Source organism: Chryseolinea soli (genome assembly GCF_003589925.1).
Classification (GTDB): Bacteria; Bacteroidota; Bacteroidia; order Cytophagales; family Cyclobacteriaceae; genus Chryseolinea; species Chryseolinea soli.
Genome location: NZ_CP032382.1, coordinates 2,386,815 through 2,408,383, shown reverse-complemented (window position 1 = coordinate 2,408,383; position 21,569 = coordinate 2,386,815). Strand labels below are relative to the sequence as shown.

At 47.8% G+C, this 21,569-nt stretch carries 11 protein-coding genes; 6 read left to right on the top strand and 5 right to left on the bottom strand.

What is annotated here, in order from left to right; translation table 11 throughout:
- Positions 1-59: 59 nt before the first annotated feature.
- The 3 genes from D4L85_RS10405 to D4L85_RS10395 form a co-directional block, all read right to left on the bottom strand.
- Positions 60-6,869, bottom strand: coding sequence for an FG-GAP-like repeat-containing protein (locus D4L85_RS10405; RefSeq protein WP_119754258.1), 6,810 nt, complete (start codon positions 6,867-6,869; stop codon positions 60-62).
- 339 nt (positions 6,870-7,208) lie between these two features.
- Positions 7,209-8,123 carry a helix-turn-helix domain-containing protein gene (locus D4L85_RS10400; RefSeq protein WP_119754257.1) on the bottom strand — a complete coding sequence of 305 codons (915 nt, stop codon included), beginning with the start codon at positions 8,121-8,123 and terminating at the stop codon, positions 7,209-7,211.
- 21 nt (positions 8,124-8,144) lie between these two features.
- Positions 8,145-9,038 carry an SDR family oxidoreductase gene (locus D4L85_RS10395; RefSeq protein ID WP_119758731.1) on the bottom strand — a complete coding sequence of 298 codons (894 nt, stop codon included), beginning with the start codon at positions 9,036-9,038 and terminating at the stop codon, positions 8,145-8,147.
- 243 nt (positions 9,039-9,281) lie between these two features.
- On the opposite strand from D4L85_RS10395, the gene D4L85_RS10390 reads away from it, so the two are divergent.
- Positions 9,282-9,563 (top strand): hypothetical protein, encoded by a 282-nt coding sequence (locus tag D4L85_RS10390; protein ID WP_228450843.1) that lies wholly within the window; start codon positions 9,282-9,284, stop codon positions 9,561-9,563.
- 75 nt (positions 9,564-9,638) lie between these two features.
- Positions 9,639-10,706: a hypothetical protein gene (locus D4L85_RS10385; RefSeq protein WP_119754255.1), complete on the top strand. Its 1,068-nt coding sequence runs from the start codon at positions 9,639-9,641 to the stop codon at positions 10,704-10,706.
- A gap of 137 nt (positions 10,707-10,843) precedes the next feature.
- Here D4L85_RS10385 and D4L85_RS10380 read toward each other — a convergent pair whose 3' ends face one another.
- The gene (locus tag D4L85_RS10380) at positions 10,844-13,585 is read right to left on the bottom strand and encodes a tyrosinase family protein (protein WP_119754254.1); all 2,742 of its coding nucleotides are present in this window, start codon (positions 13,583-13,585) and stop codon (positions 10,844-10,846) included.
- A gap of 340 nt (positions 13,586-13,925) precedes the next feature.
- Here D4L85_RS10380 and D4L85_RS10375 point away from each other — a divergent pair, with 340 nt between their 5' ends.
- The 4 genes from D4L85_RS10375 (at position 13,926) to D4L85_RS10360 (ending at position 19,455) form a co-directional block, all read left to right on the top strand.
- The gene (locus D4L85_RS10375; protein ID WP_119754253.1) at positions 13,926-14,507 is read left to right on the top strand and encodes an RNA polymerase sigma-70 factor; all 582 of its coding nucleotides are present in this window, start codon (positions 13,926-13,928) and stop codon (positions 14,505-14,507) included.
- Positions 14,508-14,622: 115 nt separating this feature from the next.
- Entirely contained in the window at positions 14,623-15,603 is a 981-nt protein-coding gene (locus D4L85_RS10370; RefSeq protein WP_119754252.1) for a FecR family protein, read from the top strand.
- 39 nt (positions 15,604-15,642) lie between these two features.
- Positions 15,643-18,279, top strand: coding sequence for a TonB-dependent receptor (locus tag D4L85_RS10365; protein WP_160143649.1), 2,637 nt, complete (start codon positions 15,643-15,645; stop codon positions 18,277-18,279).
- 150 nt (positions 18,280-18,429) lie between these two features.
- Positions 18,430-19,455, top strand: coding sequence for a fatty acid desaturase (locus D4L85_RS10360; protein ID WP_119754250.1), 1,026 nt, complete (start codon positions 18,430-18,432; stop codon positions 19,453-19,455).
- 64 nt (positions 19,456-19,519) lie between these two features.
- Here the strand turns inward: D4L85_RS10360 and D4L85_RS10355 are convergent, their stop codons facing one another.
- Positions 19,520-21,499 carry an SBBP repeat-containing protein gene (locus D4L85_RS10355; RefSeq protein WP_160143648.1) on the bottom strand — a complete coding sequence of 660 codons (1,980 nt, stop codon included), beginning with the start codon at positions 21,497-21,499 and terminating at the stop codon, positions 19,520-19,522.
- Between the last annotated feature and the right edge of the window lie 70 nt (positions 21,500-21,569).

The window sequence follows — 21,569 nt, the reverse complement described above, 5'->3', positions numbered from 1 at the left end:
CCGTACTGGGTTCGGGCTTTCGTCTCATAACGTTATACCACCAAATGGGATTAGATTTTCTAGTTCACAATAAACTTCCTAATAACCTTTTTGCTGCCCGAAGCCATTTCAAGGACATACATGCCCGGAGCCATCTGAAGATCTAACTCCACTTCAGAGCCGGTGATGCTGTTGTCATACAGTTTACGTCCCATATTATCGCTAATCGATATCGACACCCTTTCTGTGATCGAGGGAAGACTCAATCTGAATTTTCCGCGGTTAGGGTTGGGGTAAAGTGTTACGCCATCCAAATTGTGTTCTTCAACAGCCAAGACCGGCTCGACCGTTACCTCTACACGATACGTATTGCTAACATCGGTTCCATCTGATATTTGGATGGATACTTCTAAAGTTCCGGCAAATCCTTTCACCGGCGAAATAATGTTTCCCTCAAACGTATAGTGATCACCGTTGAGAACGATCAAGGTATGATCCACCGGAAATTCGTTGTCAGGATCCACTACGACAAAATCTTTTACATCCAATGCAATAGGCTCACCGTCTGCCGAAGTAAAGGATCTATTCGCTCCCTCGATGACGGGAGGGTCATTAACGGGCTGCACATCCATTGGAATAGTAAATACTTCACTGTTGGCTATGCCATCGCTTACCCTGACCGACACCAGTATTTTGCCATTGAAATTATTTCCCGGTGTTATGTCATTCCCGTTTACCGAATAATGTTCCCCGGCGAGGACGATGACACGAAGATCAGCGGTCACATTGTCGGCATCTTCTATGATCAGCACATCTGGCTTGATGGTGACCTGGGTATCCTCCGGCGATGTAAGGGCTTCCCGAAGTCCAAGTACCTTCGGAGCATCATTGACTGGCAACACGTCGACTTGAAAATTATATGGCTCGGAAGCATCTGCTCCGTCATTCATCGCAATGGGTATTTCGAGCGTTCCGTAAAAATCTTTATCCGGAATGATCAGGCCATCGCGAACGCTATAATTTGTTCCATCGTGCACATCCAGTGTGAAGTCTTGCGGGAACGCATTGTCGGGATCAGAGACGTCAAACAACGCCAGGGGAATTGCAAACTCCTGATCTTCATTCACGGATAATGCGCGGCTGTTCGTCACTACGGGGATGTCGTTGACGGGCACTATCGTCACAGCCACTTCAACGGCATCGCTGTAACTCATTCCATCAAATACTTTTCCCATCACCTTGAGCGTTCCGTTGAAATTTTCTTCCGGAAGGATATATCCACCCGAAATCGTGAAATGCGCTCCGGGCTCGGGGACAAATGACAATTCTGCCAGTTGGTTATCCGGATCTTTCACCACCAACTGCTTTACCGGAATGACGAATCGCTCATCCTCGTTGGCGACAAAAGGCCCATTCGTCCCGGATACAACCGGTGGATCATTCACCGGTGTTAGTGTCAATTTAAGTTCGTATACATTGCTTAACGCCAAACCGTCGGAGACTTGGACGGGAACGGTTAAGGTTCCATAAAAATCTTTGGCAGGAATAAGCGTGCCTTGTTGTACTGTATACTGTTGACCAGCCGTGATGATCATTGAAAAATCACCTGGAAAAGCATTGTCCGGATCTTCGACCTGAAGCATGCTTAAAGGAATGGATATCGGTTGGTCCTCCGTGAAGTTGCCCAACGGTGAGGTTCCTTTTATGACCGGTGCATCATTTACGGCGGCGACCTTCAACGTATATTCAAAGGGTTCGCTGGCGTCGACGTCGTCGCTGACCTGGAGCGCAACCGACAAGGTGCCGTTAAAATTCTTTGCAGGACTTACTACATTTCCGGAAACCGAATAATCCGCCCCTGGAAGCACCATTAATTTCAGTTGACTGATGTCGCTATCCGTATCCTCCACGACAAGCTGGTCTATTGCCATCGTCCATGAAGCATCTTCGTTTATGGTGTTCACTTGTTTTTGAGAGACGATCACCGGGGCAACGTTCTTTTCTTTGATGGTGAGACCGAAAGCGCTTTCGATAGTATAGGTCCCGTCGTTTACTTTTATCGTTATCAGGGAGCTGCCGGTCGTTTCTGTATTGGAAACTACTTTTATCACCATGACGCCAACTTTCTTTTCGATCGAAATATTTCCGGATGGAAGAAGCGATGTGTTGCCCGATTCGGCCGTAATATTCAGCGAAGCAACGGGTGTATCGTCCGTGACCTTCATCTCGACCGAAAATTGGGACATGGCTTTCATTTCCTGATCGGCTATGTGTTCCACCACCGGAGCAATTGACAACATCGTCGCAGAGAATCTGACATAGTTGGAATAGGCCGGTCCTTCATTATTCACGGTATACATCCTGTATCGATAGGTCTTGCCGGTGGCCAGGTTTTTGTCGAGATAGGAAGTTACCGGGGCATCTAAGGTGTCGATTGCCTTATACGAACCGTTGTCCACGCTTCTTTCCAGAAAATATTGCGATGCGTTTAATGACTCAGTCCAGGTTAACAATAAGTCGCTGGATCCCGACTGGGTAACCTTGGGGTTGCCCGGATCCGTTGGGCATTCAACAATCCTGATATTGTCGAAGGCCAATACTTGCAATTGGTTGGAGGAAAGCAATCCGACGACGCGCAGCTTTGAAATATTTGTTTTGTAGGTAAGCAATGGAACCTGTAGTCGCGTCCAACCAGACGATCCTGTTGCAAAACCATAAATATTGCTCCAGGTTTTTTTCTGGTCCGCGGAAGCGTAGACTCTGATTCCACTGACCGATGACGACAAATCCTGCTGGGGTCCTGACACATAGAAAACGAGGCAAGGATTTGTCATTCGCGACATATCGAAATATGGACTTTCAATCCCCACCGTGTATGCCGTCGATTCGTACCGCTCTTCGATGCGAAGAGAATACTTACCGTCTATACTGCCAAAAACGTTGCTGTACCGGGTCCAGTTGTTAGGTTGGTAAGGGGAATAGATCAGTCTCTCTTCCTGATCGTCAAGCTGGTGCCATGGACTGGTTGTCGTTTCAAAACTTTCAAAATATGGAAAAGTAGAAATAACCGCATCGGGGGTACCTATAATTTCGCTGTAGTAGGACTGGCCGTTGTCGTTAAACGCCTTAATTCTGTAGTATTGATTTTCATCGAGGGAAATAGACTCATTGAAAACCGTTACGCCTGACGCCACCGTGCCAACCTGCACAAAATTCGCCGCGACTCCGCTGGATCGTTCAATGATAAAACCAGTTTCATTATCGGAATTATCTTTCCAAGTCAGCGAAATGCCCGCAGACGTCGAAGAAATCCGGAGTTGATCCGGTGCGTTCAACAGGGGGTTTTGAATGGTGAAAGACAATGGCGTTGCAAACACAGATCCGCGCAGGGCGTTGTCGATGGCTTGCACGCTCCAATAATATGTACCTGGTGAGAGCTTGCTTAAGGTGAGGGAATTCCGGTTGCCTGCATTTCCGATGACGGGCACTTTGCGATAGCCTGATGTGAGATCACTTCTTGTGGAGACTTTGTCCAACGCTCCGGGCGTTGTCCCGACAATAACCTCAAATGACTTTGCTGCATCGCCTTGCCAAGTGAACGTGACCTCGTTGCCAGCCACCTTCGATGCCAGTGATTGAACCGGGGTGGGTGGCAATGTGGCCTCCGCATTGTTCGTGAAAAATTGCAGAGACGAATTGCTTAGAAATGTGCAGTAAAGCATCAAATCATTTTTTCCATCCTTATTCAAATCCATCACGCCAGACAACGAACTGTCGGTGGATCGCCACGCGCCAAAGGCATCGAATTGTTGTATGATATTGCCAAAGGAATTGCTGCTGTGATCATAGAAGGAAACACGCACGGGCCGCTGACCCGAAACCAAATCTTTCCAGCCATCGCCATTCATGTCTGCAAATTGCACAGACGAAAAAGGAGCATTGGGATCGGTATAGATCTTGACAAAAGCGTTGCCATTGTTCTGATACAGTTCAATACTGTTTGTGCCACCGTAAGCCAGGTCAAAGTCGCCATCCTGATCCATATCTTCCCATTTCACAAATCCGCCGTTAGTCTGAGGGTAGTTAATGACTTGAGCAACGAACGATTTTGCCCCGGTATTCAGAAAAACTCCTCCGGCACCGGTAACGATGTCTTGCTTTCCATCTGCATTGAAATCGATGATATCCATTGCTCCCTTCAGGCTTGCTGTTTCTACAGGCGTGTAGGCCTCTGTCCGGAGAAAGCTATTCAAGGCAAGGCGTTCGAATACCAGGATACTGGCCGACCCCATGGAAACAATATCAAGATCACCATCATTATCAAAGTCGATGTAATCTGCCACGGGTGTCGATAGATTATCCGCTACTTTTTTGGCTGCCCCGAACTTGAAATCACCCTGGTTTTCGAATTCAGCTATCGTGTAGTAGGGTGCGTTTCGGTAGGTCATCAAAATGTCGAGGTCATTGTCACCATCGGTGTCGGCAAAGCGAACATTTGTAGAAACCGGAAGCGACGACGTCTTTTCCCGAAATCCGGCCGGCATGATGTTCTCGAAAATTCTATTTCCGTTGGCGATAAAATCCTGATCGCCATCATTGTCAAGATCTGCCAGCGACAGGCTGCTCGTGACATCAAATGGCATCTGGGAGTGATAGCTGAAAGCATTCAGCACGACATCGAAAGTGAGGACTTGTTCGACGGGTGCTGCAGCACATTCCGCATTGCTAGTGTTCAAGCGCAGAGCATATGCTCCAGGCTGCGTCCATTTTATGGTGAAGTCCGAAGAATTAGACGATCCCACGGTCTGTCCATCGCGCGTCAAGGTCCATTGGTAACTTTCGCCGGCAACGTAACTGACGTAGTATTGTTCAATCGATTCAGTTTTGGGCGAAACACTGCCATATATTTGTTTCAGCGCGGGCCCTTTTATCTGGACGGCCAATGTGCTTTCGGGGCCGGCTTCACAACTTTCGGGCACTACGCGCACAACGGATTGTCCTCGGCTGCGCCATTTAATTTTTACTTGGCTGTTATTATCCTCAACGATTTCACCGTTGCTATTGTCCACCGTCCAGTGGTACATCACGCCCGCAATACCGTTTACCTGATAAGATTCTACCCCGGGACAAACACTGGTGTTTCCGGTTAAAACGGGTTTTGCAGGAATAACACAGAAAGATTGTGACGAAGTGCCTGTTCCCGCCGGATTGGTTACCGCGAAATTGCCTGCCCCTGTCACCGTGGGGATGACCACCTTTAGTGTTGTACTATTGATGACTTGAAAAACGGCTTCCACACCCTTTAACTTTACCGACGACGTTCCGATGAAATTCTTTCCCTTTATGATGATGGAGCTACCGGCCAGTTCGGCAAGCGAAGACAGCGTGGTCAGCACCGGAGAATTGCTTCCAATGACAAAACTTCCTTCTGTACTAAAGGGCGAGCCCATAAAGCCTCCATCGATGGATTGAACACCCCAATAGTAAGTGCCCGGTGCCAGGTTATCAACCTTCCATGACGGATTGTGTTGAGCGATGCCCATTTTGACAACCTTTCTGAATCCGGCAGCCGTCGATAAACTTTCGCCGGAATGATTTTGACCCGGAGCACTATTGACATAGAGGGCATACGTTAACCCGCTTGATGGTGTTTGACCATCCGTACCTACACCCCACGACAATTTTACCTGCTGACCATCCGGTGTAGCCTGAAGTGAAGCCGGGGCGGTTGGTCTTGTATTGGCTGTGGTGGGTGAATTCAAATAAAGGTAAGTCTTACCATTCAGGAGGCTGCCGATCTCTGAACCCGACACCACCAGATCCAGGTCAAGATCGTTATCGGCATCGCCGAGTGTGACATTGGAGAAAGTAAGGGCCGGCAGTGCAATGGCTTGCTTTGCAAAGGCACCGTTCGTATTGAAGTAGGCCGTCGTACTGGCCACCGTTGTACTGCTTCGTTTTCTACCGGTAACAATAACATCAAGATCGCCATCATTGTCCATGTCTCCCGGCACTACATTCCCTCCCGACACACCTTCGAAGGGAGTAGCCACATTTGTAAATTTATCGGCGCCTGTGTTTCTCAATAGGACCATCCGATCGGTTGCCAATATCTCGTCAAATCCCATGATCACCAGGTCCAGGTAGCGGTCGTTGTCAAAATCTCCCCAGGCCACGGCTCCATCGGAGATGGGATTGTCATAAATGGAAACGGGTACAAACTTATTGTCTCCTTCGTTCTTGAAAATCGCAGGTGTGTTGGACGTGCCTGATCCCACCACAACATAGTCGAGATCGCTGTCGAGGTCGTAGTCACCGATACTTATGGCGGGGTCGCTATACCTGGCGAGGTTCAAACCAAGGGCTTTAAAGACGCCATTGGTGTTGATAAAGATATCATGATAGTTGTCCGATATGTTCGAGCCCAGCACCACTACATCTTCGTCTCCGTCGTTGTCGAAGTCCGCAAACTTGGCTTCGCCCCAAATGATGTTAGGGAGGGAATGGCTGGTTTTTTGAAACAGAAAGTTGCCTTGGTTCTTGAGAAGAAGCGTTCCGACACTCGTCGTGTTTTCAATGCTGCCCACCATCAAAATATCGATCAACCCGTCCTGGTCGTAATCGCCAAGGTCGACGCTGCCGTCGTTTGTCCCGGCCAGCGTGGCTACGGCCGTGAAAATTCCATTGCCATCGTTGCGATAAATGGTCGAGGTAGTGTTGAGAAAATTGGTATTGCCCGATACGATCAAATCCAGGTCACCATCGTTGTCGAGGTCACCAAATATCGATTTGCCACCCCATATCCCCTGAAAACTTCCGGATGAAGGCGAAAGCTGGGAGTATGATGAAAGGGAAGAAATTAACAGGGAAAACAGTAGAATTCGTCTCATAGACCTACGGTGATTATCATTTGGGTAACTTAAGTCTTTCAGCAAATGGAGCTAACGACCGAAATAACACGGAAATTTAAAACTAGATTTTATGTGTGGTACTATCGGGCCTCGAAAAATCGCGCCGATGTAATATTTTGTCCATTTAAAATGATTGTCACAACGGACACACCACGCGCTGCAAGCTATCGGTGCATCATTTTTCTTAAAACGAGAAATCTTCAGCCCAAAAAGAGAATTACGGGCAAAGCGCGAACACCCGTGCGATCAATTTTTCCATTCTTCGTCTACGGGATTATACCTACACAAGAGGAAACCTATAGTGGATTTTATATTAGATCAATTGAACGACTGCCTGAACTCTAAAGGCGATAGGTTCGTCTTCGTCTTGAATAATTTACTGAACGACGCCAGGTGCTCGAACCCCAATTCATAGGCAATTTCACTAACCGACAATGTGGTGGTCGATAACTTTTCTTTGGCCAGCTCGATCAGCTTGTCGTGCAAGTGTTGCTGGGTGCTTTGGCCGGTGAGATTTTTGAGCAGGCCACTTAAGTAGTTGGGCGATACGTGCAGGGCATCGGCAATGTATGCAACTGTGGGCAGACCTTCTTTGATCAACATGCCGCTGGCAAAATAGTCGTCGACCAAAGTTTCCATTCTAGTGAGTATTTCATGGCTGGCCACCTTGCGGGTGATGAACTGGCGTTGATAGAACCGGTCGGCATAAGTGAAGAGCAGCTCGAGTTGGGCAACGATCACGGGCAGGCTGAACTTGTCGATATTGGCCTGGTATTCATGTTCTATATTTTTTGCAATGCCGCTGATCATTGCCTCCTCCCTGTCGGAAAGGTGCAGGGCTTCGTTGGCGGCGTAGCCGAAATATTCATATTGTTTGATCGTTTTGGCGAGTGGCGTATTCCACAATAGATCCGGATGGAATAAGATCATCCATCCGGAAGGATCGTGTACCTGGTCTTTGTTGATCGTCACGGTGATCACCTGTCCCGGCGCCATGAAGTGGAGCACGCCTTCATCAAAGTCATGGGGTTGCTGTCCGTACAGCATCGGGAGATGAAAGTTCTTTTTGAGGGAGATGGAATAAAAATCGTAAACCCTGCTATAGGTCCCTTCCGGCGGCCGCCCCATCATCTTCAAATCTACCAACGTGATGAGCGGATGCTGCGGCTTGGGCAGATTCGCGATCCGGTGAAATTCGCTGATGGTTTTGAAACGGATCAGTTGTTTTGACATGGCACTACAAGATAAGCGTAATCATTTAAAGTAGATACCGTTGGCAAGGTCCGTCGGCAAAGTGGGGTGCACCGGTTTCCAATCCAGACGTCTTTGTGTGAGCTGGCTGGAGGCAGGACAATCCAGCGAGGCCATCATGGCAAACCAGCCGAAATGCGCGGGCGCTTCCTCCGGGGCAATGGAGATCACGGGAAGGTTCAATTGCTGGCCGATCATTTCAGAGATGGTTTTGAGTGTGATGCCTTCATCGCCCACGGCGTGATATTTCATTCCGGCTTCACCCTTCTCCAAAGCCAATCGATACAAGTGCACAGCGTCCAGCCGGTGCACCGCGTTCCAGCGATTGAGACCCTCACCAATATAAGCGACAACACCTTTTTGCCGGGCAATGTTGATCAGTGTCGGTATGAAACCGTGGTGATCACCTTCGCCGTGAACAGATGGCGCTAATCGAATAATGGCTGTGCGCACGCCTCTCGATGTAAAAGGATCCAACGAAGATTCTGAGACACGCGGAATCCGGGTGAGATCATGCTCGCTGGTCATCTCTTCGGTGGCCAGAACACCCTGGTTGACGAGTGCCGTTCCCGACGTAACGATAAACGGGCGATTGGAGCCGGCTAGTGTTGCGCCCAGAGTTTCTATCGCCACTTTATCGATCTGGCATACTTCTGCGAAGCGGGAAAAGTCGTGTACAAACCCGGCATGGATCACCCCGTCGGCCGCCGCCGCTCCCGCGCGTAAACTATCCAGGTCTTCCAGGTCGCCCTGTTGAACTTCGGCGCCGGCGGCTCTAAGTTTTTCAATCGAAGCAGCAGAGCGGGCAAGCCCTAAAACCCGGTGACCGGCTTTGGTCAATTCCTGGACGAGCGCGGTACCAATGAAGCCTGTGGCTCCTGTGACAAATACTTTCATATGTTTCATTTTTTTGTTGAAACAAAATTCGCTCGTGCCCGGCAAAGCGATTTATCCAAATCTACTTTTGGTTTTGCCAAAACGGGGTTTAGTATTTGCGAGGGATAAAAAAGGCGGTTCAAATCTGTTATCTTTCCCGTAGCGCCATCGCGCTGCAACATCATTATACTAAATGACACTATGCCTTTACCGAACGACACCCGGTATAAGTTTTCTTTTCGGCCGGCCTATGGCTCGGATAAAATGCTGATCGAATTTATTACCGGTGCAGAAAGGGAAGAATTTCTGTCTGACTTTTTGGATGCCATTAAAAACTTCCATCCAAAACTTGAAAGCACCGTAGATCTTTGGATGAATGATGAGATACAGTTTGTCGTGAATTCAGACCTCGGAAATTTTGTGTTTTCAAAAGATTCGTGGGGTTTTGCATTCGTTTGGAGTGATGAAAACCAGCCTTGTGTAAAAGGGATCAGTAACCTGCTTGGGTTTGACAACCGGTTTGAAAAGGTGGAGGCGGTTCGTTAAAGTATTGAATTTTGCTTTTATTTACGCCGATCGTTTTATTAACCAATGGCGCGGCTTTAAAAACTTATAATAAAAATGAAAGCGACTTACGTTCCTCTGATCATCTTCATGACATTCATGGTGATTCCATCCCATTCGCAGATAACAGATAACAGCAAGTCGGATGTGATTAATTATAAAGCAATAACTATTTCAGATTTTTGCCTGTGCAAAACCACGTTACATGAGTTGCGGACATTATCTTCCGATTTTTCGCAAGTTGAAGTGGAAGAAATGGACTCTCCCAAAAACTGTTACGGGCAAGATTCACGATATGAGAGTGGGAAGGGATACGCCTCTAAAAAATATTCCGGACTGATCTTTCAAACCGAGCAAACCAGTGACTATGTAAGCAAGATCCGGCTAACGAAAGATTTTAAAGGAAGCTTACCCAATGGGGCATACGTCGACATGAGTAATCTGACGCTTAAAGATGTTTTCAAAATTTATCCAAAATTTATAGATAAATGGGGATCGAGAGGATGCTCTGATTACTGGAATTTTTCCAATGACACCATTTCATTCTATGTAAAGATCGACAAGAATATAAAACCTCAATTCCCGATTAATGAGGCGTTTTATCTCGACAAGCCCGTCGATGCCATCGACCTTGTATTTTCGTGCTATAAGGTACTCCATAAAAGCAATGCTAAAATTGAACTGTTCAATCCAAACGAACCCGTGCTTTTTGTTGATAGCATACGCGTAAACCAGCGATATTTAGAATCGACCTATCAGCCAAATGAATTTGCCTTCATTACGGTGTACAAGGGTGACGACGCCGTCAAATTGGTTGGCGAAGAAGGAAGAAAGAATGGGGCAGTCTATCTCACGACGAAGGAAGCTGCGAGAGAAAAATACAGTAAGTTGTTTGGTTCAAAATCTGCAGAGTATTCAAAAGTCATTAAATCGAAGGATAATGATGCCGACATAGCTTACATTCTCAACGGCAAAATTCTGACAGAAAATATAGAAGCGGAACTCTATAAGATTGACAAAAATAATTTGCTAGACATAAGGGTGATATATAAGAAAGACCTTAAAAAGGAATTTAATATTAGCGATAAGAAGTATGGAGTAGTGTTAAAAACAAGTGGACACTAGATCATTATAATCACAACGCCAGGACCTGTCTGGAATATTCACCGCGAATTAGTAGCAACCGGAACACAAATCGTGCCCCGGTCACATCCCAACCTAGTCGCTACAGGCTATGTGAAACCACATACACTCTTGCGATATCAAAGTTTTATCCAAAGTATAATAGCAATCAAAAGCAACAGGAATAGCGAGAAGTACATTAGCCGCACCTGTGTCTTGCAGCAATCCTTCTTGTCATCGCCTCTACCCGGTCCTGTATTGCCAGGTCTTCCTCCTTCATTTTCGTTGCCTGTGGGTGTCGTAGGTCTATCACCTCCATTCCATACGGCTGCCGTGAGGGTTTGCTCGCGGGTGAAGGGTTTGCCACGCAACGTTGTTCCGCTCGCCATGAAACGGCAATTATAGATGCCGGTCATGTTCGCCTGGAAGGTGTTCTCAAAATTACCTTCCGGACCTTCCGCAAGCGCATAAGGAACGACACTATTGTCAGGACGTTTTACTTCCACTTGCACCCTGGCCCTCCCCTCGACGGGAATACCATATTCCGTAAGGTTTGCACGTAAGCTCACCGAGGCACCCGGCTCAAGACTGCTCTGGTCAATGCGTGGCTTCATCCTCAAATTGCTGAACGTGTGAACGACTACGCTGTATCGCGCGCCCGCAGCTCCAGGCCCCTGACCGCCCGTGGTCGCATTAGTATTAGGCTTGTATCGATCCCACTCGACTTTGTTCACGCGAAGGACGATATACCATTGTCCCGCGTGATTATTGGTTGCAAAAGCAACCGGCAGCGTGAATTTGTAAGACCGCGTCCTGGCCCCGACGTTATAGGTGATTCCTAAACCGGCTGCATTACCCGCATCAATGACATCTCCCGAAGGTGTTTCCACCATAAGATCAACAACATTATAATCAGTCATCAAAATCGTGGTAGCATCGATATCGGTATCCGAAACATAAAATGGAATCCGTATCGTAGTACCGGGAGAAATGTACCCGTTAGGATCCAGAATGATATTATTATTGGTTACTCCCGCCATGATCTGGATGAAGTATTTGCTTAACCGGAAATAATCATCGATGCTGGAAGAGAGCAAACCGGTAAGCAACAGGTATCCACCCGTACCGTTGGCGATCGTCTGAAGCGCCAGCGTGTTCACCTGGGTTTCATTGCCAAGGCCAATGGCAAAGGTGCGGCTGTCGATCGAACCACCCACATCCGCAAGCCACTGCTCACGGTTCTCAAGACCATCCGTGAGAACGATGAGGGTCTTAAAGTCGTAGTCAGCCGGCGGAATGCCGATCAGCAGATTCCTTGCCTCTACCAGCCCGTCACCCACAGAGGTCCAGCCATCGATATTCGTGGCATGCGCGGTAACCGCATTTCGTGCTAATATGCGACCGGGATCAAACATCGTATCATCATTGATCTTCGTTATCGGAAGACCCGGCCATGTGGCATCGTTCGGTGGATAGGCATCGTGATCAAATCGAATGATGGCGATGCCATGGCCAAGCCCGATGAGTTCCACAAATTTCAAGGCGGCATCCTTTAAAACATTGAGACGCGAAATGCCCGACGTTCCAGCCGGATCATTCATGCTGCCCGACTGATCCATCGCCAACGCAACGGCCACAGTCGGCTTTTCAATGATGTTGGCGCGAAGGATAAAATTAAATTCCTGTCCGCTCTCCACACATTCAATGGTGATGTTCTCGTCCGCTACGGGTGCCATGGCTCCTGCTGTAAAAAGAAACCAGATCCTACCGTCGCGATAAGGAACGGACTCATGATCCATTTCCAATATCCCGGTGGCGGGCTGAAGAATGGAAAACGGCGGTGTCACCGGGGTGGTGGCCTTAACGCGAAACGTCGCCGTCCCACAACCATAGACACGGAAGGTCGCCGCCCGCATCGCGGACTCGGTCTCGGGTACATCATTGAATTGAATGATCGGCGGCGACCCGCTGGTGAGAACAATGGCCCGCACGACATTGGTGAAGTTGGTATCATAACACGGCGGTGTGACCACCGAAAGATGTTTGTAGTCGTGTGGCTCACCCATGCTCTCCGGGGCTGTCCATGGACGTATGTCATGAAAAGATCCATGACCGGTTGACCACGGCTCCACCAAAATATTCATAGCCGCAGACTCTGAACCGTACACCAGGTTCGGATCAAGACGGTCGGTGTGGGCCGGATCGGTTTGCCATCGCGCAAAGAGGCGGTCAACATTTGAGTGCAGCAGAAATACGAACGGATCACGAAATGAAATATGGGCATTATCCAATGTTCCACCTATGAGCCCGTGCGCGCTATTATGCGCAGTTTCCAAAAGATCGCGCATATTCTGATAGTTCCCTGCCATGACAACGTCCGTGTCGGTATCGGCAGGGAATGTCCCGCCGAGATAATTTCGCGAAAGGGTTCGCGGTGGATCGAAGGGATTATAGTTTGGGGTGTCAAATGGGTCATCACTGCGGTAGGGACTGGCTGTCGGATTATAAATTCCGGCGGCTAACCAGGGATCACCGGCATCGCCACTACCACTGCCCATGAAGTTTGAAGTGAACAAAGGCGATGCATCGCGGGTCCAGTCCCAATAATGCAAAGACAAACGCGAGTCCACTTGGCGCAACATGATCTCGAACCGGTTCACCAACTCCCGGTGCCACGGAAGGAACTCAGGTCCGCCATGAACATGTGTCGCCGCGTGGATCTCATCTTGTTTGAACCAGTGACTGACACCACCTGGGGGGCTATCTGTACGACTACCTGCAAAGTGGCGGTTGTGTAATTCTACTATTGCATTCTTGAGCAACAGTCTTTCAGAGGCATCCACATCCAGGATGCTTCTGCGTATTCCATCTCCTAGTGCCATGGTATTGAGGGGTTATTTTTTTTCTGACAACATTCAAGCACACACATGCACCAAGAATGAAAACTCTTGAATGCAAAAGCCCATCTCTCTGCCTGCGCAGAATAGATGGGCTCTATACAATAAATATAGTCAAGCGCTTGCGAGCATACAATCACCACAACCAGGGACTTTTACCCATTGTTCGAACACATAATCAATCGGTCCTTTAGTAAGTCCTGGATCTCTTGAGGAATCACGGGCTTTCAGTGAGCGGAAAAAAAATAAAACTTATTGCATGCTGAAGAACGCGTTGTTGCATATTGATTCGTTATTGTGCAGCTTGAATAATTGAGCGCATAAAATGTCAGAAGGCAATAAAATACATCCCTTTAAAATTGACTTAGCGGCATTCACTTGTCTTTTTAGAGACCACTACCCAAATCTCAGCGCCTATGCCTGTCTTTTTGTAGACGAAGAGGCCGCTGAAGATATTGTCCAGGAAGTGTTTGTTTATGTTTGGGAAAATAAGGAGAACATTAGCATACATACTTCTATAAAAGCCTATCTGTTTAAAGCCACCTATACCCGGTGTTTAAATTATATCAATCGGCAAAAGATGCTTTCCATCAATCACCGGCATATTGAAAATGACCTTAGAGCTTACCAGTTGAGTTTCTTTGACCCCGATAAAAACGAGACCATTCGTAAATTATACATGGATGATCTTCGAAATGAAATTGACCGGGCCATTGAAAGCCTTCCCCAGAAGTGTCGTGAAGTGTTTACATTAAGTTACATAAAAGACATGCCAAACAAGGAGATCAGCCAATTGCTTGAGATCTCGGAAAGTACGGTTGAAAAACACATAAATCATGCTTTAAAGGTCCTCCGGCAACTCTTGCACGCGAAGTTGACACTGTTTTTCCTTGCCTTCCTCATTTAAACAAATCCCATCCTTAGTCCTTTCTAAAAAAAAGTATCATTTTTTTTCAAATCGTATAGAAGTTTTTGATTTCTGCTTTGTCTTACTGGTATTATAGCAAGAAACCAAGACGACAATGGATGAAGAAATAATGATGAAGTACCTGCAGGGAGAATGCTCCCCGGAGGAGGAAACTTTGTTCCTCGAATGGCTGCAGCAGTCACCTGAAAACAAAAAGCGCTTCTTTGAATACAAGGCCTTATGGAATTACCGTCGCGTAAAGCATTTCGGCACGGGTGACCAGCTGAACAAGGCAACGATAGATCTTCACCGGAACATCCACCTTGCTGAATCGCGAAGAAGAAAACAAGTGTATCTCCGGCTCGCCAGATATGCGGCCATATTCATTTTCGCGCTCGCATTGCCTGCTCTCTATACAACTTATCATCATCTGTACACAGCTCCCGGGTTAATTACGGTGTCAATAGCTCAAACCGATAGCAGCAAGTTTGTCACGTTAAGTGATGGCAGCAGGGTATGGCTTAACAGCAACAGCAGCATAACCTATCCTGAGAAATTTTCAAGCGTTGAAAGAATTGTCCAATTCACCGGAGAAGGGTATTTCGAAGTTGCGCACGATTCACTTCATCCTTTCAAAGTACAAACGGACAACGTGCAGGTACGCGTATTGGGAACTTCATTCAACGTGCGTTCTTATGCTTCGGATAGAAAGACTGAAACCACCCTCGTGGAAGGAAAAGTGGTCATTCAAAATAAGCAGGGGAATAACCTCGCCGTGCTGACCCCTGGGCAAATGGGAGAGTATGACAAAACCAGTCAGTATTTATCGGTCAAAGCCGTGGATACGGAACACTATACGGCCTGGCGTTATGGATTGGTCTCCCTTACCAATGTCACACTTGGCGATATCACGCAAAAGCTTTCCGAATTGTACCAGGTTCATTTTACAATCAACGACCCGAAGGCCAAGCAAACCTCCTATAATTTCAGTTTCCGAAAAGGTCAGTCCATTGATAAAGTTTTGGAAATGCTGGGGTTCATTGCGCCCATCCGGTACACCGTGCAGGGTAAAGAAATTTCTATTACCGTATTGTAAGTCGTTTAAATGCATCAAAAAGCCACAAAGAAAATAATCATGCGGTATTGTATTTTTATCTGGTTGCTTATCTCGGCAACAACGATCAACACCTTTGCTCAACGCGACACCGTTACCCTAAACCTGAAGAATGTTCCGATAGCCCATGTCATTGAAGCTATAAAAAAACAAACCCTCTATAGATTTTCATATGATGTTGAGCTTGAAACCTTGTTGAAAGAAAAGAAAGTTACGGTCACTGCCACCCGGCAATCCGTCGTTCAACTCTTACCGGTGATATTCGATCCTGCCGGCATCGCATACAAAGTGATTGACGACAACATTTTACTCTCAAAAAAAAATTCAGAGCCCGAGGCCATACAAAGCCATAAAACTTTGATCCAAACCGTCAAAGGCAAGGTCATCGATAAAGAAAGTAAGGTTCCTTTGATTGGCGTCAGCATTGTTTTGATCAATAGCCAGCCCCTCCTGGGCGCAGTGTCTGATGCCAATGGTATGTTCTCGTTCAAAGTGCCGGTGGGCAGGCAAAGTCTTAAATTCACCTATGTCGGCTATGAAGAATTTACGGCTTCCGATCTTTCGGTCATTTCGGGAAAGGAAACGCTTCTGAATATTGAAATGCGCGAATCGGTGATGCAGATGAACGAGGTTGTTGTTAAGGCCGATCAGGACAAAGACCTGCCGCTGAACTCGATGGCCACGGTGAGCGCACGGCAGATTACAACCGAGGACGCCAGCCGCTATGCTGCCGGGTATAATGACCCTGCCCGCATGGTAAGCGCCTTTGCCGGGGTTATGGCTACCAACGACTCCCGTAATAGCATTGTGATCAGGGGGAATTCCCCCTTGGGACTTCTTTGGAAACTCGAAGGAATTGAAATACCCAATCCAAACCATTTTAATAATGGCCAGGGTGATGGAGGAGGAGTTTTCAGCATCATCTCCTCCGATGTGCTCGCCAATTCCGATTTCTTTACCGGCGCCTTCCCAGGCGAGTATGGAAACTCGACTTCGGGTATACTTGATCTCAATCTCCGAAAGGGTAACGCCGATAAGCGTGAATATGGAATCCAGGTCGGCATGATTGGTTCACAGATCTCATTGGAAGGCCCGCTGGGCAGGGATCATAAAATATCCTACTTATTCAACTACCGGTACGGCAATCTTCAGTTTTTAAATAACCTGGGTTTGCTAGGTTTGGATGAAGGCCAGAAGCCACCCATTTTTCAGGATGTGAACTTTAACATTCATTTCGATACCCAAAAAGCCGGAACTATTTCTCTCTTTGGAATTGGAGGAATAAGCTCAACCGGGGAATTGAACCTGAGAGACTATCAGAATGAGGACCATAAGATGGGCGTGGTGGGCATGAAACATATGATCACCTTACCCAACAATAAAACTTTCCTGAAAACAATTGTGTCTGTAGCCGACCAATACGACAGACTTGAGGAAGGAAACCTGAAAAATGATGAACGTGAAATGACCGACAGCAGTACGTACAGCTACCCAGCGATACGAGCAGCCACTACGATCAATCATAAACTCAACGCCCAACACACCCTTCGTGCCGGTCTTATTTATAGCCACTTATTTTTTAATATTTATGGAAAGCAATTCGATCCACCATCGATCGATGCCGACGGAAACCAACATCCGGGTATAAGCAGAGTGGCTGTCGACCAGAAGGGGACAACCGGATTTGCCCAAGCTTTTTTTGAATGGAAGTATCGCGTGACCAATACATTCGAAATAAATTCTGGTATACACAACACACTTTTCCTGTTGAATCACAATTATTCATTAGAGCCGCGATTGGGACTGAAATGGCAGGCCAGCACCAGATCATCTTTTAGCTATGGCTTTGGATTGCATTCCAAGGTGGAGCCCATATCCGTTTATTTTTCACAAGCAACCGCCCCGGACGGAACTACCGCTGATAACAAAAACCTGAAACTCACAAAAGCGATGCATCATGTGATCGGCTATGATCTATCGATCTGGCAGGATCTTCGCTTAAAAATAGAAGCCTATTATCAATATCTGTATGCTGTGCCGGTTACGGCGAATCCGGGCAGCACGTACTCAAGAATAAACAGTGAATATGGAATTCCCGACTCAACGCTCGTCAATGATGGCACGGGCTACAATAAGGGAATTGAAGTAACCTTAGAAAAATTCTATGCTAACCGCTACTATTTTTTAGTAACCGGTTCGCTCTTTGATTCAAAATATAAGCCTGCAAACGGACAAACCTACAACACGTATTTCAATTCAAAGTACCAGGCCAACTTGCTGGTTGGAAAGGATTTTAAAGTAGGAAGGAGCGGGCAAAATATCTTTAGTATAAACTTTAAAACACTTACTCGCGGCGGATTTCGATACACGCCTAAACAAATGGGCACTACACCTTCCGGGCAGCATTATCTTTATTCGGTTGCGTCAGATACCTATACCCAACAAATGCCCTATTATTTACGATTTGATTTTGGTTTGAAGTACCGAAGAAATAATCCCCGCTACTCATGGATTATTTCGCTCGACATACAAAACCTCACGAACCGGAAAAATGTTATTAGCTATGAGTCCATGATTGGCCCCAATAATCAAATCGTTCCCAATCCTGACACAGGCATCGGTATAATTCCGGTTCTCAATTTTAAGGTGGAGTTTTAAAAATCGGCAGGAAGGCTTCGATAGGAGATCTTTACTCTCCTGGATCTGGATGGCGAATATATTTTGGGGTCCTGTGCGCCACGGGAGATGTTCGCTTGCGTAATGAGGATTTTTTTCCAATCTTTCCTTTTCCCTAAACCCAGCATTGTAATGTCTGACGACCACTTCCATTTTTCAGGAACACCCGAACCGCATCGCATCCGCACGCTCCAGATCCTGAAGCAACATCCGGAAGTAAAAGCGCTGATGGGGAAAAATCCGTTCACCAGCCTGGCGATCATCGGGTTGGTAGGGACCATGATCGGGCTTTCCTATTGGGTGAAAGACAGTGCGTGGTGGATTGTGCTCTTGCTGGCCTACGGGGTCGGGGCGTTTCTGAACCATTCGCTCTTCGTCATGATCCACGAATGTTCGCACTACCTGCTGTTTCGCAGCAAGGCGCTGAACAACATCTTCGCCATCGTTGCCAACCTGCCGCATGTGTTCCCGTCGGCGATTTCGTTCAAGCGTTATCATATCAAGCACCATTCGTTTCAAGGTGTTCATGAGCTCGATGCCGATCTTCCTGACTTTTGGGAAGCGCGCTTGATCCGCAACTCCACGGTTGGCAAGGCGCTCTGGCTGTTGCTGTTCCCGTTCTTCCAGGTGACAAGAACAGTCCGGCTAAAGGAGATCAAACCGGTGGACGGCTGGATCGTGGCCAACTGGGTGGTGCAGGTCGCCTTTGATGTTGTGATCTGGTATTTCTTTGGGCCGGGCGCGCTGATGTTCATGCTGGCGAGCTTCTTTTTCTCGATCGGGCTTCATCCCCTGGGAGCGCGGTGGATCCAGGAACATTATCTCACGCTGGACGAGAATCAGGAGACGTATAGCTACTATGGTCCCTTGAATATTGTCGCCTTCAACGTGGGCTTTCACAACGAACACCACGACTTTCCTTCGGTGCCCTGGAACCGGTTGCCGCGGTTGAAGAAGCAAGCACCGACCTTCTACAATACCCTGCTATCGCATGCTTCGTGGACGCGGCTCTTTTTCCGCTTCCTGTTCGATAAGAACATCTCCCTGTTTTCGCGAACGGTGCGGCAGGAACGAGGCAAGGTAAAGCTCACGGACGAATCGAAGCCAGACCTCGATCTGGTGGAAGCGGGATCGTTAGCCACAAAATCCGGGGCCTAGCCCAAGTAGGGCATGGTTTATAAAAAAAAGATTCTTCAGGTGTGCAAATAGAGATTGTGGGATTTTATCGTTTCACCACCTTTGTCACGTGCACTGTGTTGTCGGCTTGTATCTTGATAAAATATGTGCCGGCCGGCTGGTCATGGAGATCAATTTGATAGAGGCCGTCGGTGCTTGAAGCCGCTGGTGTGTTGGCAATTTCCAAGCCCAGCGTGTTGACCACTTGACACGTAAACGGCATCCCGTTGCGCGTGCGCAATATCACCATTCCCGTAGTAGGGTTGGGAAAACACTCCACGGTAGCCGGTGTCTCCGGCGATACGGCCGTCACCAGCGAAGCGCTTCCTTTCAGGCTCTTCACACATTTGCCCAGGGCTATCACCACACTGAAGTTTTCATATTGGGTCGTGGTGTCGACACGGATAAAAAAGTTTGTGGCGTTCTTGATCGAGTCTTGCTTGTAATACCATTGGTACGTGTAGAAGTCGTTTTGTGGAGCGATCAACGAATCCTTATCCAACACCAAGCCTTTCGACGAAATGGGGCCTAACACGAGCACGACCTTAGGCCAGCTTTCGATGCCGTGTAGCGTTTGGGTTACATACAGGGTGTCGGTGGTGGCGTTTGGCGTATGGGTGTTGCCGCTGTGAACTTTGTGCGTGAGCGCGGCGTCGGTATACCACTGGATGTTTTGTCCCTTGGCGGTGAGCTGCACCGTTTCATCGGCAGTACATTTCCAGAAAAACTTTTCGATCAGTGGACGTGGTGTTTTTTTATACGTGGATGCTTTGGTGTCGAACTGTCCAACGCCGAGGGTAATGGTGTTCGCATACGTGTCGGGGTCGATAAACGTAGCCGATTGGTTGGCTGCCATCAAGTACAGATTACCGTTGTTGTCGATGTCGATACCTTTATCTATGTCGAGGCTTGCCATCGCAAATTCTTTGCGCCAAAGGTTCTGCCCATCCTTGTCGTATTTTTCGATATAGTAATCGCTCTCCGTGCAAAAGGTTCCATAGCATGTAAAGTACCCACCGCTTGTGTACAGGTTGCCCTCGTGGTCGGTGCTGATGTCGTGTATCATGCCCACCCCATAATAGGAGTTTGCCGTTTTGGCCCACTCGTAGGTTCCATCGATTTTAAATTTGGCGATGAAGGGTGCGCCCTCATTACAACAGGGGCCTTGTATATAGGTCTCGGGCAGTACCATCCATTCGTGAAAGCCGCCACCCAGAAAGAGGTGACCGTCGGGGGTAAGCTCCAGACTTGGTGAGTCGAGCATGTAGCCGCCGATGCTCTTCACCCAGACGAATTTTCCTTCGGTGTTCATTTTGCCAAACACGATGTTGGTGCCCCCGCTGCCGTGGGTGACGGTGAATTGATCGAGCGGCAGTTTGTCGATACCGAATGTGCCCACAAAGTAAATGTTACCCAGCGCATCCACTTGAATGTCGGAGATGTAGCAGCCTGCGGAAGAGTTCACCCAAATATCCTTTGTCCAAACGACCTTGCCGTTATAGTCAAGCTTGGTCATAAAAAAATTCCAGCCTCCGCCGCCGGTGACGTATACGTTGTCGAACTGGTCCAGCGCAATGGCGCTGCCGTAGCCGTAGGATTTACCGCCCAGATCATTGTGCCATAGTTCCTTGCCGAGCGAGTCGTATTTGGTCACAAAAATTTTGCCATCGGTATTGCCGGTTAGATAGATGTTCTGATCGTCGTCTATCGCCAGGCCGAGGTCGTCGCCGTAGTTTCCATTTTCATCCTCCACCGCCTGGAGCCATTGCACTTCATGTGACGCATTTACGCGGCACATGAAAATCCTGGTATAATAATCGTCGGCCGTGGGCAACGTAAAAGAGCCAAGCGCCATGTCTTTCTGGTAATGGCCTGCCATAACGATATCGCCGCGATGATTGACGGCCACGCTCGAGGCACCATAGGCATTGAACGATCCGGTTGCCTTCAGGCCCCAGGTCCAGTCTTGTGCCGATACTGTAAAGAAACTAAGGAGGAAAAATAAAAAAACGTACAGGTTTCTCATGTGATTATGCTTAACGGTCCGGCGCCATCCTAAATGGGGGCAGTGCCACGAACAAGCGCATTTCAAAAGT

Bases quoted from the DNA above. Each gene is read 5' to 3' on its own strand.
- D4L85_RS10380 (WP_119754254.1), bottom strand. From the start codon at position 13,585: ATGGCACTAGGAGATGGAATACGCAGAAGCATCCTGGATGTGGATGCC.
- D4L85_RS10375 (WP_119754253.1), top strand. From the start codon at position 13,926: ATGTCAGAAGGCAATAAAATACATCCCTTTAAAATTGACTTAGCGGCA.
- D4L85_RS10355 (WP_160143648.1), bottom strand. From the start codon at position 21,499: ATGAGAAACCTGTACGTTTTTTTATTTTTCCTCCTTAGTTTCTTTACA.
- D4L85_RS10390 (WP_228450843.1), top strand. From the start codon at position 9,282: ATGCTGATCGAATTTATTACCGGTGCAGAAAGGGAAGAATTTCTGTCT.
- D4L85_RS10400 (WP_119754257.1), bottom strand. From the start codon at position 8,123: ATGTCAAAACAACTGATCCGTTTCAAAACCATCAGCGAATTTCACCGG.
- D4L85_RS10365 (WP_160143649.1), top strand. From the start codon at position 15,643: ATGCGGTATTGTATTTTTATCTGGTTGCTTATCTCGGCAACAACGATC.
- D4L85_RS10395 (WP_119758731.1), bottom strand. From the start codon at position 9,038: ATGAAAGTATTTGTCACAGGAGCCACAGGCTTCATTGGTACCGCGCTC.
- D4L85_RS10405 (WP_119754258.1), bottom strand. From the start codon at position 6,869: ATGAGACGAATTCTACTGTTTTCCCTGTTAATTTCTTCCCTTTCATCA.
- D4L85_RS10370 (WP_119754252.1), top strand. From the start codon at position 14,623: ATGGATGAAGAAATAATGATGAAGTACCTGCAGGGAGAATGCTCCCCG.
- D4L85_RS10385 (WP_119754255.1), top strand. From the start codon at position 9,639: ATGAAAGCGACTTACGTTCCTCTGATCATCTTCATGACATTCATGGTG.
- D4L85_RS10360 (WP_119754250.1), top strand. From the start codon at position 18,430: ATGTCTGACGACCACTTCCATTTTTCAGGAACACCCGAACCGCATCGC.